General features: G+C 62.5%; 10 protein-coding genes. 5 read left to right on the top strand and 5 right to left on the bottom strand.

Going from position 1 to position 16,167, the window contains the following annotated elements:
* Positions 1–27: 27 nt before the first annotated feature.
* The 5 genes from guaA to ACYQ0G_RS07900 form a co-directional block, all read right to left on the bottom strand.
* A complete protein-coding gene (gene guaA, locus ACYQ0G_RS07880) occupies positions 28–1,602 on the bottom strand; it encodes a glutamine-hydrolyzing GMP synthase (protein ID WP_460101418.1) in 1,575 nt (524 codons plus the stop codon).
* 559 nt (positions 1,603–2,161) lie between these two features.
* Positions 2,162–3,724 (bottom strand): class I adenylate-forming enzyme family protein, encoded by a 1,563-nt coding sequence (locus ACYQ0G_RS07885; protein ID WP_460101420.1) that lies wholly within the window; start codon positions 3,722–3,724, stop codon positions 2,162–2,164.
* Positions 3,725–3,870: 146 nt separating this feature from the next.
* On the bottom strand, positions 3,871–4,572 hold the full coding sequence (locus ACYQ0G_RS07890; protein ID WP_460101422.1) for a ZIP family metal transporter: 702 nt from the start codon (positions 4,570–4,572) through the stop codon (positions 3,871–3,873).
* Positions 4,566–5,951, bottom strand: a complete 1,386-nt coding sequence (locus ACYQ0G_RS07895; RefSeq protein ID WP_460101424.1) for an L-serine ammonia-lyase — start codon at positions 5,949–5,951, stop codon at positions 4,566–4,568. Before ACYQ0G_RS07895 ends, ACYQ0G_RS07890 begins: the two co-directional genes overlap by 7 nt.
* 42 nt (positions 5,952–5,993) lie before the next feature.
* On the bottom strand, positions 5,994–7,019 hold the full coding sequence (locus ACYQ0G_RS07900; protein ID WP_460101426.1) for a hypothetical protein: 1,026 nt from the start codon (positions 7,017–7,019) through the stop codon (positions 5,994–5,996).
* Positions 7,020–7,261: 242 nt separating this feature from the next.
* On the opposite strand from ACYQ0G_RS07900, the gene gyrB reads away from it, so the two are divergent.
* The 5 genes from gyrB to ACYQ0G_RS07925 all read left to right on the top strand — a co-directional run bounded on the left by gyrB (position 7,262) and on the right by ACYQ0G_RS07925 (position 15,905).
* Positions 7,262–9,802 carry a DNA topoisomerase (ATP-hydrolyzing) subunit B gene (gene gyrB / locus ACYQ0G_RS07905; RefSeq protein ID WP_460101428.1) on the top strand — a complete coding sequence of 847 codons (2,541 nt, stop codon included), beginning with the start codon at positions 7,262–7,264 and terminating at the stop codon, positions 9,800–9,802.
* A gap of 153 nt (positions 9,803–9,955) precedes the next feature.
* The gene (locus ACYQ0G_RS07910; RefSeq protein ID WP_460101429.1) at positions 9,956–10,969 is read left to right on the top strand and encodes a sugar kinase; all 1,014 of its coding nucleotides are present in this window, start codon (positions 9,956–9,958) and stop codon (positions 10,967–10,969) included.
* A 420-nt stretch (positions 10,970–11,389) separates the two neighbouring features.
* Positions 11,390–13,546, top strand: a complete 2,157-nt coding sequence (locus ACYQ0G_RS07915) for a glycoside hydrolase family 3 N-terminal domain-containing protein (RefSeq protein WP_460101431.1) — start codon at positions 11,390–11,392, stop codon at positions 13,544–13,546.
* Positions 13,543–14,889: a GntT/GntP/DsdX family permease gene (locus ACYQ0G_RS07920; RefSeq protein ID WP_460101433.1), complete on the top strand. Its 1,347-nt coding sequence runs from the start codon at positions 13,543–13,545 to the stop codon at positions 14,887–14,889. The genes ACYQ0G_RS07915 and ACYQ0G_RS07920 overlap by 4 nt, the downstream gene beginning before the upstream one ends.
* The gene (locus tag ACYQ0G_RS07925) at positions 14,886–15,905 is read left to right on the top strand and encodes an SMP-30/gluconolactonase/LRE family protein (RefSeq protein ID WP_460101434.1); all 1,020 of its coding nucleotides are present in this window, start codon (positions 14,886–14,888) and stop codon (positions 15,903–15,905) included. Before ACYQ0G_RS07920 ends, ACYQ0G_RS07925 begins: the two co-directional genes overlap by 4 nt.
* Positions 15,906–16,167: the final 262 nt, after the last annotated feature.

Genomic DNA, 16,167 nt, shown 5'->3' on the forward strand with positions numbered 1-16,167 from the left:
TTCATGCCTATTCGGCAGAAGCCGAGATTACTCCCACTCGATCGTGCCCGGCGGCTTCGAGGTATAGTCGTAGACCACGCGGTTGATGCCCTGCACCTCGTTGACGATGCGGGTCGCGACATTGCTCAGGAATGCGCCGTCGAACGGATAGACATCCGCCGTCATGCCATCGGTGCTGGTAACGGCGCGCAGACCGCAGACGCTGTCATAGGTGCGGTAATCGCCCATCACGCCGACCGTCTTCACCGGCAGCAGCACGGCGAAGGCCTGCCAAATCGCATCATAGAGGCCCGCGTTGCGGATTTCCTCGAGATAGATCGCATCGGCCTTGCGGAGGATGTCGCAGCGTTCCTTGGTGACCTCGCCGGGGATACGGATGGCAAGGCCGGGCCCCGGGAAAGGATGGCGGCCAACGAAGATGTCGGGCAGGCCCAGTTCGCGGCCCAGTTCGCGCACTTCGTCCTTGAACAATTCGCGCAAGGGTTCGACCAGCTGCATGTTCATGCGGTCGGGCAGACCGCCGACATTGTGGTGGCTCTTGATCGTGACGCTCGGCCCGCCGGTAAAGCTGACGCTTTCGATCACATCGGGATAGAGCGTACCCTGCGCGAGGAAATCGGCGCCGCCGATCTTGTTCGCTTCCTCCTCGAACACGTTGATGAACTCTCCGCCGATGAACTTGCGTTTCTTCTCGGGGTCGGTCTGACCGGCGAGGCCCGCCATGAAGCGTTCTTCGGCATCCACGACGACGAGCGGGATGTTGTAGTGATCGCGGAACATGGTTTCGACCTGTTCGCGTTCGTTGAGGCGCAGCAATCCATGGTCGACGAACACGCAGGTCAGCTGGTCCCCGATCGCCTCGTGGATCAGGATCGCGGCGACCGAGCTGTCGACACCGCCGCTGAGGCCGCAGATCACCTTGCCGTCGCCCACCTGATCGCGGATCTCGCGGATCTTGGTTTCGCGATATTCGGCCATGGTCCAGTCACCCGACAGGCCGCAGACCTTGTGCGCGAAATTGGCGATCAGTTTCGCGCCATCGGGAGTGTGGACGACCTCGGGGTGGAATTGCGTGCCGTAGAACTGGCGGCTTTCGTCGGCGATTACTGCGAAGGGTGCGCCGTCGCTGACGGCCACGATCTCGAAACCTTCGGCAAAGCGCGTGACCTTATCGCCATGGCTCATCCAGACCTGGTGGCGCTCGCCTTCGTTCCACAGACCGTCGAACAAGGCGCAGGACTTGGTAACGGTGAGGAAGGCGCGGCCGAATTCGCCGCCTTCACCGGTTTCGTGCCCGGGCCGCACTTCGCCACCGAGCTGGTGCGTCATCACCTGCTGGCCGTAACAGATGCCGAGGATCGGCAGGCCTGCCTCGAACAGCAAATCGGGCGCGCGCGGGCTGCCTTCGTCGGGCACGCCGGCGGGCGAACCCGAAAGGATGATGCCCTTGGGCTTGAGCCGGTGAAAAGCCTCTTCCGCCTGCGTGAAGGGGGCAATTTCCGAATACACGCCCGCTTCGCGCACACGGCGCGCGATGAGCTGGGTAACCTGGCTGCCGAAGTCGACGATGAGGATGGAATCGGGAAGGTGGGATGCGTCCATGCCGAGCGGTTACGGGCATGGTTACGCGCTGTCCAGATGGTCGCTAAACGCTTCGCCATTAGACTTGCGCAAAACGCAACAGTTCCTGACCTTTTCTCACTTTAGTTCACAGAACGGCAACATTATTACAAGCCCCACAGCCGGAGCGAGATACCCTCTCCAACCAATTCTCTCCCGGCAAAGAGATGGCGTCAGTGCTTCCCAAGAGCCTGTCGTCGCCTTCCTCCGGGCCGGCGGCCCACGTTGAATGACACTGCATCACTCCTAATGCAGGCGTCGCTCCCCCGGAGGCGATATGGCAGCGAGTAGAGACGCGGCCGCCGACACCTCCTCTCCCCCTCCCCCAAGTGTCCGCGCCGCGTCTCGAACTCCTGCCATTTCATCCGTAAATGGGGGTGGCAACCGCACGGCCGCCCGCCTCGCCAAACGCGCAAGAACAGAAGGTATTTATCATGTCCGCAGTTATTGGCCGCCTGGCCGTTCTCATCCTTGCAACCGGGTTCTCGAGCGTCGTTCTCTCGCCCGCTTTCATCTGATTTCGATACCGTTTCCGACGGGGTCACACCCCGTCGACCGCTCCATGCCGTGCCGCCAGTTCGCGAAGCTCGCTCTTCAGCAGTTTCCCGATATGGCTGCGCGGCATGTGTTCGATTGCGTGCAACTGCGCCAGACGCTGGGTTTTGCCCAGCCGCGCATTCACCGCCTCGCGAATCGCGCCCGGATCGCGCGCGTTTTTGCCCAACCTGACGAAGCCGACCGGAGTCTCGCCCCATTTGCGTGAGGGCATGCCGATCACGGCCGCTTCCAGCACCTCGCTTTCTTCCAGCAGCGCATTCTCCAGATCGACCGGGTAGATATTGAAACCGCCCGAAATGATCATGTCTTTCGCGCGGCCGACGAGTTCCACGAAACCGTCCTCGTCTATCCGCCCGATATCGCCCATGCGCTGCCACATCTCGCCCGTTTCGGGATCGCGCCAATAGGCTTCCGCGGTCTGTTCGGGCCGGTCCTTGTAGCCGCTCATCATCGTCTGGCTGCGGCCGATGAGATTGCCTGCCTGCCCCACGGCAAGCGCTCGCTCACCGTCATCCAGCACGCGCAATTCGCTGCCCGGTGCGGGGCGGCCCACGGTATGCAGCTTGTCGGGGAATTTGTGCGCCTCCAGCAGGCACACCACGCCGCCTTCGGTCATCGAATAGATTTCGAGCAGGGCGCCCGGCATGCGCGCCAGGACCTCGCGCTTGAGATCGGCGGAAAACGGCGCCGAAGTACAGTATTTCAGCTGCAGCGAGGAGAGATCGAACTCGGCAAAGCGGGGTTCGTCCATCAGCCGCTGGTACTGGACCGGGACCAGCATCGTGATGGTGGTGCGGTCGTGTTGAGCATTCTCCAGCCAGCGTAAAGTGTCGAATTTGCCGGTGATCCGCACCATGCCGCCCGCCAGCAATGCGGGCAGGAAAGCAACCATGGTGGTATTCGAATAGAGGGGCGTCGAAGCGAGGCTGCGGACCGCCAACCCCTTGGAAAGCCAGCTTTCTGCGGTCCGCGCGAACTGGCGCCACCGCATGCCGTGCGAGTGGACGATGCCCTTTGGGGTGCCGGTGGTACCCGAGGAATAGATGATGTTGAAGGGGTCTTCGGGGCCGTGCTCGATCGCCGGGGCCGAGGTGCCTGGCGGGGCCATCCAGGCATCCAGAGCCTCGTCCGTCACAATCCGTGTAAGGCCCGGAAAACTGCCATTTCCTAGCTCTTCCAGCTTGGCCCGGTCGATGAAAATATGTCGTCCGCCGGAATCGCGAACCATGCCCTCAAGCTGCTCTGCGCTGGCGCTGGTGGTGAGCGGCGCCGCAACCCCTCCTGCGCGAATTGCGGCAAGGAAAACAATGGCATAGGCAATGCTGGACGTGCCGAGAATCGCCACTGCCTGGCCCTTCTCCAGCCCCTCTTCCACCAGTTTCGCCGCGATCCGTTGGACCTTGTCGCCAAGATCGGCCCAGCTCAGTTCGCCAGCATCATCGCGCAGCGCGGGAGAATCGCCCAAAACCCGCGCATTTCTGCCGATTATATCGAAATAGGAACCGTAAGGTTCGGCGAGCGCGCTGGCGAGATCGGCCTTGTCCATCCCCGCACCCTACCCACCGCAAGCGATCGTGCAATCCCGTTCGAGTGTTCCGGATTTCCTTCCGAACACCCTCTTGATCGGTCCCGGAAACACCGATCAAGCTGCAATGCCGGTCGGACGGAACCTTCGCCCGCTATGACGCCCGACTAGGCCGAAAAGCTCGACAGGGTGAAGGCCAGAATTGCGCCCAGCGCAGTGGCCACGCCGGCCCAATGCGCTTCGGCCTTGTAGGCTTTCGGAAACACCTCGGTCGCCAGGCTGGCGATCACCGCGCCTGCTGCCACGCAGCGGATGATGGCGAGCGTGCCTTCGCCCGCGCCGGTCAGCAGCAAATTGCCCGCGACGGCCGCGATGGAGAGGATTGCCGCCGTGCCGATCCACAGCCACAGCACCTTGGCCCTGGAATGGCGCCCCTGCGCCATTTCGCGCGCGCCGCCAGCCGCCTCGGGCAGGTTGGACAGCAGGATCGATCCCGCCAGCGCCGCCACTTCCAACCCGCCCGCGCCGATCAGCGCCACGCCCAGCGCAAGGTTTTCGGGTATCCCGTCGAGCGTGATCGCCGCCAGCAAGCCGCCGCCCGAATCGGACCCCCATTTCTCGTCGATCAGATAATCGGCAATCGCGAAGGCGATGGCGCCCGCCGCCACGCCCAGCATGGCGTGAAACACGCTGCTGCGTTCTATCGAGGGCTGGATCAGTTCGGTGGTCACCGACAGCAGCAGCGCCCCGCCCGCCAGCGCGACGAGGAAGCCTTCCAGCTTTTCGGGCAGCTTGCCGTAAATGCCCCATGCGGCCCCGGCGACCAGCGCGCCCGAGACCACCAGCACCACGGCCAGCAGCATCAGCATTCGATCACATTCACCGCGAGCCCGCCCTGGCTCGTTTCCTTGTACTTGTTGCTCATGTCGAGCCCGGTCTGGCGCATGGTCTCGATTACCTGATCGAGGCTGACGAGGCTTTCCGCGCCCGTCCGGTGCAGCGCCAGCCGCGCGGCATTGACCGCCTTCACCGCGCCGATCGCATTGCGTTCGATACAGGGCACCTGCACCAGCCCGCCCACCGGATCGCAGGTGAGGCCGAGATTATGCTCCATCCCGATTTCCGCCGCGCTGGCGATCTGCACCGGCGATGCGCCCCACAGCGCGGCAAGCCCGCCCGCCGCCATCGAACAGGCCACGCCCACTTCGCCCTGACAGCCCATTTCCGCGCCCGAGATGCTGGCGCGCTGTTTATAAAGGAGGCCGATCGCGCCCGCCGTTAGCAGGAATTTGCGGCGGCTGTCGCGGCAGGGTTCCTCGCCCGCCGTCACGCAGTAGAACCGGATGACCGCCGGGATGATGCCCGCCGCGCCATTGGTGGGCGCGGTCACCACGCGGCCCCCGGCGGCGTTTTCTTCGTTCACCGCCATGGCATAGCAATTGAGCCAGTCGAACAATTGTTCACGCTCGTTCGATTGCGGATTGGCAGACAGCTTGTCCCACAGATCGGGCGCGCGGCGTTCCACCTTCAGCCCGCCGGGCAGGATGCCGCGCTGCGTCAGCCCGCGATCGACGCACTGGTCCATGGCCTGTGCCACGCGGTCGATGCCCGCCATGGTCTTCTCACGCGGGCGGAACGCGTCCTCGTTTTCCAGCACGAGTTCTGCGATGGTCAGCCCGGTTGCCTCGCAGGCGGCCAAGAGTTCGGCGGCCGAGCCGAAATCGTGCGGCACGCTGGTGCCGGTGTTGATCCGGTCCCCCTTGGGCTTGCGCTTCAGCTGGCTTTCGGAAGCGACGAAGCCGCCGCCGGTGGAATAATAAGTGCGTTCGGACAGCTTGGCCCCATCGACATCATATGCCGCCAGCCGCATGCCATTGGGATGCAGATCGGGAATGATATGCCCCGCCAGATCGATCGCGGCGGAAGGATCGAAAGCAATCTCCCGCTTCCCGCCCAGCGCCAGCCGCTTCGTCTCGCGCAAATTGGCCAACGCCGCAGCCGCCTCGTCGGGATGGGTGCGATCGGGCGCAAAGCCCATCAGCCCAAGCATGGTGGCATCAACCGTGCCATGCCCCACGCCCGTTAGCGCGAGCGAGCCCTGCAGTTCCACCGCCACCCGCGCCACGCGGTCCAGCCTGCCCGATTTCGCCAAGGCCCGCACGAAGGTCCGCGCAATCCGCATCGGCCCCACTGTGTGCGAGGAGGAGGGACCGATCCCTATGCGAAAGATATCGAGGACAGATAACATCGTGCGGGCAGATGGCCGTCCCGCACGATGAAATCAATCAATTCAGCTTCGTGCGAGCTGGGCGTCCGAAGCCCAGCGCGAACGAGGCTGGAACTTGATGCGGTTGCACAGGTCAATGCGCTCCTGGCGCAAGTCGTCCAGACTTTCCGCCTCGTCGTCGCTGCCGAACGGGATCAGGCGGCAGCTGTCGTACATGTTCCGCATCAGGGCATGGAAGGCCTCGGGATTGACGTGCTCGAAATAGTCTTCGCGCTCGTCATGCTTCCCGACGAACAATTGATCGGGGGTCAGCCCCATGCACTTCGCTGCATCATAGACCGTTTCCAAACGGCCGGACGAACAGACAGCGTGACTACGCACGGTGATCTCCAGACCCGAACGATGCACGGCCGCGCCGCTGTGAAGGCCGTTGAGCGCTTTGGCGGAAAAACGGAAGGCCGCCCCGACCGCACCCATGAAATTGCCGCCCGTGATATGTTCGAGGAATTGCTTCGCCTGTTCCTGCGGGAGCGCGGCCATCGCCACCTTGAACATCTTGCTTTCCAGCCGCGGCACATCGGATTCGAAATTGACCGTATAGGTAAAGCAGTTTTCCGCGTTGGGCTGGTCGTCGGGATAGCGTCCTTCCTCTTCCGCATCGTCTTCTTCGGCGCTTGACGTAGTCGGCACGGCGGCGGGACTGGAAAGTGCTGCTGGTGCTGCGCTGGGCCAGTCACTGGCCTGCCTCTTCCGTCCCAGTCCGACCGGGCAGGCGAGACCTGATCCTTCCGCGCCATAGATATGACCGGCGAGGATGTTGATCTCGTCAGCCGCGCTGACGAGATAATTCACGTAGGCTTCGGATTCGCGGTGATCGCGCGAATAGACGGTGCCCGCGCGCGCTACCATTGCGGTAAGGATTGCTCCGCGAAGCAGGACCAGCTCTTTCGAATTGCTGGCATCGAACATGCGCTTGTCGAGTACGCCGCCGATCGCACCACCGGGCGAACGAAGATCCTTGGCGACATGAGAACAGCCCGACGCGAATACAGACGCCGTGGCCAGACATACTATTGCGAATCTTTTCATCGATTCCCCCTGTATTTCCCCACGGCAGTTTTATTCCAACGCTCGCCCGATACAATACGGAAGTTTCCCTTATATCCACCTGTGCCAGAATTGGCCTGTTGCGGGGCCGGCAGCGCGGTTTCGGCACGGTGATGCAGCGGGAAAACAGGCGCGTTTCAGGTGAAACCGGGCCTGCTTTGACCTGTGGGTAAAACGGGGCCGAAATCTTTGGTTTTTTGCCCCCTCGCGCCTATATGATGGTCATGGACGAGAACATTCCCGAGAGCGGCGAAACCGCCCGTAAAAAGAACGCCTACGATTCCGAATCCATCAAGGTCCTCAAGGGCCTCGACGCGGTGCGCAAGCGCCCGGGTATGTATATCGGCGATACCGACGATGGATCGGGCCTCCACCACATGGTGTTCGAGGTGTCGGACAACGCCATCGACGAAGCATTGGCCGGCCACTGCGACCTGGTGCTGATCGAGCTTAATTCCGATGGCTCTGTCAGCGTGGAAGACAATGGCCGCGGCATTCCCGTGGACATGCACAAGGAAGAAGGCGTCTCGGCGGCAGAGGTCATCATGACCCAGCTGCATGCGGGCGGCAAGTTCGAGAACACCAGCGACGACAATGCCTATAAGGTATCGGGCGGCCTGCACGGCGTGGGCGTTTCGGTCGTCAACGCGCTGTCCGAATGGCTGGAACTGGTCATCTGGCGCGATGGCAAGGAACACTGGATGCGCTTCGAACATGGCGATGCCGTGGAATCCTTACGCGTCGTGGGCGATGCCCCGCCGGTTGCCTCCAACGGTGACGAGAACGGCCTGAAGAAGGGCACGCGCGTCACCTTCAAGGCATCGGAAGATACCTTCAAGAACGTGACCGAGTTCGATTTCGACAAGCTGGAACACCGCTATCGCGAACTGGCCTTCCTCAATTCGGGCGTGCACATCCTGCTGCGCGACAAGCGTCACGAAGAACCGCTGGAACACGATCTGTTCTACGAAGGCGGCATCGCGGCCTTCGTCAAATATCTCGATCGCAACAAGCAGGCGCTGGTCGCCGAACCGATCTCGGTCAGCGCGGAGAAGGAAGGCATCGGCATCGATGTCGCGCTGGAATGGAACGATTCCTATTACGAGAACGTGCTGTGCTTCACCAACAACATCCCGCAGCGTGACGGTGGCACCCATCTGGCCGCCTTCCGCGCGGCGCTGACCCGCACGCTCAACAATTATGCCACTTCGTCAGGCCTGATGAAGAAGGAAAAGGTCTCGCTTTCGGGCGAGGACATGCGCGAAGGCCTGACCGCCATCGTTTCGGTCAAGCTGCCCGATCCCAAGTTCGGATCGCAGACCAAGGACAAGCTGGTTTCTTCCGAAGTGCGCCAGCCGCTGGAATCGCTCATGGGCGAAAAGATGGGCGAATGGCTGGAAGAAAATCCCAATGACGCCAAGCAGATCATCCAGAAGGTGATCGACGCTGCCGCCGCCCGCGAAGCCGCGCGCCGCGCCCGCGAGATGAGCCGCAAGGGCGCGATGAGCGTCGCCAGCCTGCCGGGCAAACTGTCCGATTGCCGCGAACGCGATGCGACCAAGGCCGAACTCTTCCTGGTCGAGGGTGATTCGGCAGGCGGATCGGCCAAGAACGGGCGTGACAGCCAGTATCAGGCGATCCTGCCGCTGAAGGGCAAGATCCTGAACGTGGAACGCGCGCGTTTCGACCGGATCATTTCATCCAAGGAAGTCGGCACGCTGATCCAGGCGATGGGCACCGGCCTGCGCGATGAATTCAACCTCGACAAGCTGCGGTATCACAAGGTCGTGATCATGACCGACGCCGACGTCGACGGGGCGCATATCCGCACGCTGCTGCTGACCTTCTTCCACCGCCAGATGCCCGAAATCGTGAAGGCCGGGCATCTCTTTATCGCGCAGCCGCCGCTCTATAAGGTGACGCGCGGCAAGTCGGAGGTCTATCTGAAGGACCAGCCGGCTTTCGATCGTTACCTGATCGATGCGGGCCTGCAGGGCCGCTATCTCGAGACCGCCAATGGCCCGCGTGCCTCGGGCGATCTTGCGGCGCTGGTCCAGCACGCATTGCGCGTGCGCAACCACATGAACTTCGTGCCGCGCAAATATAAGGCCGACATCGTCGAGGCGATGGCCGTGGCGGGCGCGCTCGATCCCGACAGCGGTGACCGGCAGGCCGCGCTCGACAAGGCGGCAAGCCATCTGCAGATGAACGACCGCGATGCCCAGTGGTCCGCCGAGATCGGCGAAGACGGCCATGTCCGCTTCCGCCGCGTGTGGCGCGGGGTGACCGACGTGCACGAGATCGAGGGCAAGTTCGTCGACAGCGCCGAAGCGCGCAAGCTGCACCGCGTCGCGCAGGAAAATGCCGATGTCTACACCTCGCCCGTGCGCCTCGTGCGCGGCACCGAGGAAGAGGCCGAAGAGCAGGTCGAGAGCGACGATGTCGATGACGCCGACGATAATGCGAACTCGGCACCCGCTGCAGGCGACGATACGCTGATCCTGCCGAGCCAGCTGGTCGATGCCGTGATGGCCGCGGGCCGCAAGGGCCTCAAGGTCAGCCGCTTCAAGGGCCTGGGCGAAATGGATGCCGAGCAGCTTTGGGAAACCACGCTCGACCCGGAAAACCGCGCCCTGCTGCAGGTAAAGGTGGAAGACGCCGACATCACGGACGAAATCTTCACCCGCCTGATGGGCGACGTGGTCGAACCCCGCCGCGAATTCATCCAGGCCAACGCACTGAACGTGGCGAACCTGGATATTTAAGCAAAGCCGCGACAGATCGCACAGACCGGGAATACGGAGAGGAGCTAGGCCTATGACGTGGTTGGTCTTGGATCTTTCGGACGAAGCCCCGGTTTTTCGCGCCTGTCCTGTGACCAATTGTGTGTCTAGCCAGGTTCTCGGGTGGAAAGCGCATTGAGCAGCATAGGCGGCGAAGTCGTTTGCTTTGGTGAGATTCTTCTGAGACTCTCACCGGCAACAGGCGCTTCGCTGCGCGATGCTTCGCAACTGGATCTGCATGTCGGAGGTGCTGAGGCGAATGTTGCCGTCGCGCTTGCAAATCTCGGCGTTTCGACCCGGATGGTCAGCTCGGTTCCGGACAGCGATCTCGGCCAGAATGCCATCCGCGCGCTACGCCGCGAGGGGGTCGACTGTTCGGGCGTAAGGACCGGGGCGGGACGAATGGGCGTTTACTACCTCAGTCCTGCCACCGGGCCGGTAGGCGGGAAGGTTCTGTACGACCGGGCAGCAACGAGCTTTGCATCCTGCGACATGCCGGATCCGGCGATACTCGAAGGGGCACGGCACCTCCATCTATCCGGCATCTCGCTTGCGGTCAGCGAGGCAGCATCGCGCGCGACCCGCGAGTTTGCGCGCGCAGCGAAAGAGCGTGGCCTTACCATCTCGTTCGATGGCAATTTCCGGCCATCGCTCTGGGCACTTACAGAACGCGATCCACGTGCCGAGATCGCCGAGCTTGTGGGCATGACGGACCTCTTCTTCGGCAATCACAAGGATATGGCGCTGTTGTTCGATCACCAATTCGCGGCCGACGGGGAAGAGCGCCGGCGCGAAGCTGCGCTCGCTACTCTGGAGGCATTTCCGAACCTGTCCGCGATCGCATCGACGGCGCGGCATGTCGAACGTGACGGTTCGCACCGCATCGTCGCGCGGATCGACACCGCCGCCACCAGTGTGGAAAGCGAGGAGCGCGTGCTGACCGGGATCGTCGATCGGATCGGAACGGGCGATGCGTTTGGCGCGGGCGTGCTATCGGTCTGGCTCGAAGATCCCACGGACCTGAAGAGGGCGGTGGAAAGCGGTATGGCGTTGTCCGCGCTCAAGCATTTCACACCCGGCGACTTCAGCCGCGCAAGCCGCGAAGAACTTGCGTCTGCCATGGCGGGCGGAGTCGACGTGACACGCTGACTGACACGAAAGATCGGTCTGTTCACGAGGGTCCGGCCCCGCGCGTCAGGGGACGGAACTCATTCACTTACCGATTTGATCGGAAGGAGCGCGATTTTCCCTCACTCTTTCAAGCCTCTTTGGTTCGGGGACTTTTGATGTTACCGCTACCATAAAGAATGCGTGCGGAGGCCAGACCTGTTAAGTTTGTGCCGAGAAACCGTATGCGGAAAAGGGGGAGAGGATGATGAAGGACACCGATCGGCGCGCGCTATCATGGGTCATGGCGAGGTTCGCCCTATGAACGCCATACTAAATCGCCGCGCCTTTCTCGCCGCGAGCGCCCTCCTGGCGGCAAGCACGCGATTTCCGGCAATGGCCCGGGCCGGAGCGGCTCCCTCAGCACATAACGAACAGCTTGTTCGCGGGTTGATCGCGAAAATGACACTGACCGAAAAGCTGGGGCAGATGACTCAGCTGGCCGGCGGGCGTCAGAAAGCGCTGAATTCGCGGATCGATGATGCGGCCCTCGATCGCGTGCGGCAGGGCCGGGTCGGATCTTATCTGCACGTTGCCGGGGCCGAACCCTTGGCGCGGCTGCAGCGCGTGGCGGTAGAGGAATCACGGCTCGGTATTCCGTTGCTTTTCGCCATGGACGTAGTCCACGGCTATCGGACGATCATGCCGGTGCCGCTTGCCCTTGCCGCAAGCTTCGATCCGGAAACCGCCCGCCGCGCAGCCCGAGTTGCAGCGGTAGAGGCTTCAGTCAGCGGCCTTCACTGGACCTTTGCGCCGATGATCGACATTGCACGCGACGCGCGTTGGGGGCGCGTGGTCGAGGGAGCGGGCGAAGACCCGTATCTTGGGGCCCGCATGGCCGAGGCGCAGGTTCTCGGCTTCCAGACCGACGATCTTTCCAACCAGGACGCGATGATGGCATGCGCAAAGCATTTCGGCGCGTATGGTGCTGGAGTAGGCGGCCGCGATTACGACCGTGCCGACATCTCATCCGAAACCCTGCACGAAGTCTATCTGCCCCCCTTCCAGGCAGCGATCGCCGCCGGCGCGGGCAGTTTCATGACGGCGTTCAACGAATTGAACGGCGTACCGACCACCGGCAATGCCGAACTGGTCCGGGCGCTGCTGCGGGAGGAATGGGGTTATCAGGGGCTGGTAGTCAGCGATTGGAACGCGATCCTCGAGCTTGTCGCGCATGGAGCGGCGAGCACCCCGGTCGAGGCCGCAGCGCTCGCGCTTCGTGCCGGCGTCGACATGGACATGACCAGCAACACCTACGCCGACCATCTGGAATCGGCGATTGCCGCCGATCCGGCACTGATGCCGCTGGTCGATGAAGCTGTGGGCCGTATTCTGCACGCAAAGGCGAGATTGGGTTTGTTTGACGATCCATTCCGCTTCAGCGACGCGGCGCGCGAGCGGACGGTACTGGGTTCGGCAGAACATCGTGCGGTGGCGCGCGAGGCAGCAAAGCGCTCGATCGTGCTGCTGCGCAACGAAGGAAACGTTCTGCCGCTTCGGCGCGATGCGCGAATTGCACTGATCGGCGCGCTTGCTGACGATGCAAGTTCGACCATCGGTTCGTGGCGCGCACGCGGGCAGATGGAGGAATCGATTACGCTTCGGGTTGCGCTCGAACCGCTGGGCGTTTCCTACGCGCCTGGTGTCTCTCCGCGCGATCCCGACACCAGCGGCATTGGCGATGCGGTGGAAATGGCGCGAAACGCCGACATCGTCGTTCTCGCCATAGGCGAGGATTATGATTATTCGGGCGAGGCGCGCAGCCGTTCGGATATTGGCCTGCCGGGTGCTCAGAAAGAGTTGATCGACGCGCTCCGCGCAACTGGAAAGCCTCTTGTCGCAGTGCTGATGAACGGACGTCCACTTGCGCTCGAAGCGGCACTCGAAGATATTCCGGCAGTGCTTGAAACCTGGTTCCTCGGAAACGAGAGCGGCCCCGCCATTGCGGATATCCTGTTCGGTGAGGTTTCCCCCGCCGGGCGGCTGCCGATGGGCATGCCGCGCGTGACCGGGCAGGCGCCGCAGAGCTATGCGCATCCTCCAACCGGTCGACCGGCCAATCCGGATTTGTCGATAGACAGCGCTCGCTATAGCGACACTGCCATCGGGCCGCTCTTCCCATTCGGCCACGGATTATCTTATGCGACGTTCGACTATTCGGCGCTGGAGATCCTGCCGCAAGGCGATGGGCGCTCGCTCCACTGGGCAGTTTCCGCAACGGTCAGGAACACCGGCGCCCGTGATGCCGACGAGGTCATCCAGCTATATATACGGGCACCTGTGTCAGGGCTGGCGCGACCGGTAAAGGAACTGCGCGGGTTCGCTCGTGTGTCGATTCCCGCAGGCGAAACGCGCCGGGTAACCTTTGTACTTCGACCAGAACAATTCGGCATCTGGCGTGACGGCTGGCATATTCCTGCCGGACCGGTCGAGGTGATGGTCGGCGCCTCTTCCGAGGATATCCGCCTTCGTGATGCGTTCCAAAATCCGGTCGACCGGGCAGTTGGCGCCCAAGAGATCGCAGGATCCGCACCAGCTACGTCCGTCACAGTCGCATGATGTCCGAACCCTGGGCCAGCCTGTCGATCGTGGCGATCAGCATCTTCGTGCTGATCTTCATGGTACTGCGCTGGAAGGTGCCAGCGTTCATCACGCTGCTTGTCGTCGCGCTTGGCACCGGCATCGCCTTCGGCGCGCCGCCTGCCGAGGTTCTGGCCGCCGTGCGCAAGGGCACTGGCGAAGCGCTTGGCTTCGTTGCGGTAGTGATCGGACTCGGGGCAATGCTGGGTGGCTTGCTGGAAGCAAGCGGCGGCATTGGCGTGCTTGCGAACCGTCTGCTGGATGCATTCGGGGAACGCCGCGCGCCTTGGGCACTGGTCGTGATTGGCACGCTTGTCGGTATCCCCTTGTTTTTCGATGTGGGCTTCATCGTGCTTGCGCCGCTCGTCATTACACTGGCGCTGCGTGCGAAGCGTCGGGTCATGTATTTTGCGCTACCGCTGCTCTCCGGTCTGCTGACCATGCATGCATTGTTACCCCCGCACCCCGGCCCGGTTGCCGTCGCCGAGCTTATCGGGACGGATTACGGCCTGCTCGCGATTTATGGCCTCGCCTGCGGCATCCCGGCTGCAATCATTGCCGGACCAGTCTTTGCCAAACTGGCTCATGGCCAGAGCGGCTTTGGAGAAGGTGGTCCGCCGCCCCGCTTCGATGAAAAAGCGCCTACCCTTGCCCCTATCGGGTTTGTCCCGGCGCTTGCAGGCATGATGATCCCGCTGTCTTTGATACTGCTCGCAGCCTTGGCTGGAGGCATGCTTCCCGAGGGGCCGCTACGCACTTTTCTGGAGTTTATCGGCCACCCGTTCACCGCGCTGATCATTGCCTGTGCATTCGTCGGCCTCTGGCTTCGGCTTCGCTTGGATGCGCCTTTGCAAACTGTCTCCGACGTAATGACCCGCGCCCTAGCGCCAGCCGGCCTGATGGTGCTCGTCGTTGGCGCGGGAGCGGCGTACAAGGAAGTGCTCATCCAGTCCGGAGCGGGAGCGCAGGTTACCGCTGCCGTTTCGGCGTTCAACCTGGCCGTGCCCGTATTCGCGTTTCTCCTGGCCGCATTCGTCCGCATTGCACAAGGCTCGGCCACGGTCGCGATGGTTACAGCTGCGGGACTGGCCGCCCCGCTGATCGCCCAAGCGGGACTTTCGCCGGGTCAGATCGCGCTGGTCACCGTATCGATCGGCGCGGGCGCATCGGTAGCGAGCCATGTTAACGACACGGGCTTCTGGTTGGTCAAACAATATTTGGGCCTTACCGAAGCCCAGACCTTTCGCAGCTGGACGGCAAGTGCCACGATTGCCGGATGCGTGATGTTCGCAATGGCAATGCTGCTTTGGAGTTTCGCATGATCGCACGCCGTACCATTCTCGCCTCTCTCGCTGCCGCACCGATCGCTGCATGCGTTCATGTCGGCAAAACGCCGTCCTATCCCCGGATCGGCGGCATAAAGCGTCTCGACCCGAGGCTGGACGCGATTGTCGATGCCGATGCGCCGGTGGAGCAGCTCGCGACCGGGTATAGCTGGGCCGAGGGGCCGGTGTGGGTCGATGATGGCGGTTTCCTGCTGTTTTCCGATCCCGGGAATAACGTTATCCATCGCTGGACGCCGGCCGTCGGGGCGGCACCTTTCGTCAGTCCGTCGGGGCTGGCAGGACCGATCCCTGCGGGCGTGCGCGAAGCGGGCGCAAACGGCCTGCGTATCGATGACCGCGGGCGGCTGGTGATGGCCGATAGCGGTACACGCACGATCGCGCGGATGGACCTTGCTACCCGGCAGAAAGAAGTGCTTGCAGCGACCTATCAAGGCAAACGCTTCAACAGCCCGAACGATCTGGTGCTATCGCGCGGCGGTGCGATCTATTTCACCGATCCACCCTACGGATTTTCGGAAGCCGACCAGTCGCTGCTGCGCGAAGTAACGGTGAACGGCCTTTATCGTATCTCTCCCAAGGGAGAAGTCGCACTGCTGGACGGCAGCCATCGACGTCCGAACGGGGTCGCGCTCTCACCGGACGAACGCACGCTCTATCTCGCGCTATCTGACGAAAACCGGGCCCAGCTACTTGCCTACGATCTCGACGCTCGCGGCATGCCGACCGGATCGCGCCTGTTCCTGGATATGCAGTCAGGGGTGGCATCAGGGCTGCCGGGCCTGCCCGACGGCGTAAAGGTCGATCGCTCCGGCCACGTTTTCGCGACCGGCCCGGGAGGCGTGCACGTCTGCACACCGCAAGGCGATTTGCTTGGCATCATCGCCACGGGGAAGGCGGTCGCCAATTGCGCGTTCGGCGGCAGCGATGGACACACGCTCTTTCTCACGTCGCACGATATACTGGCGCAAGTCCGGCTGAAGACCGCAGGCTGAGGCAATGTAGTGTGAGAGTGGAGATTGAGCGCCCGGATATGTCCGCTCAAAGTCGTGATGCGGACAGGCTGGCATGGCTGTCCAAGGGCCGCTACGGAAATACCCAAACGGGTATCGCCACAGCATAGTATCCGCTTTCTTCGTTGGAAGCCACCCTCAATATCAAAATGCTTTCGGACAAAGCGGGTCAGTGCGCAGCACGACTTGATCAGGCAAAATTCTCCTAAGCCCAATAAGCCCATCTTAACCATCTTGGACGCCC

The organism is Qipengyuania triglochinis (genome assembly GCF_054655615.1).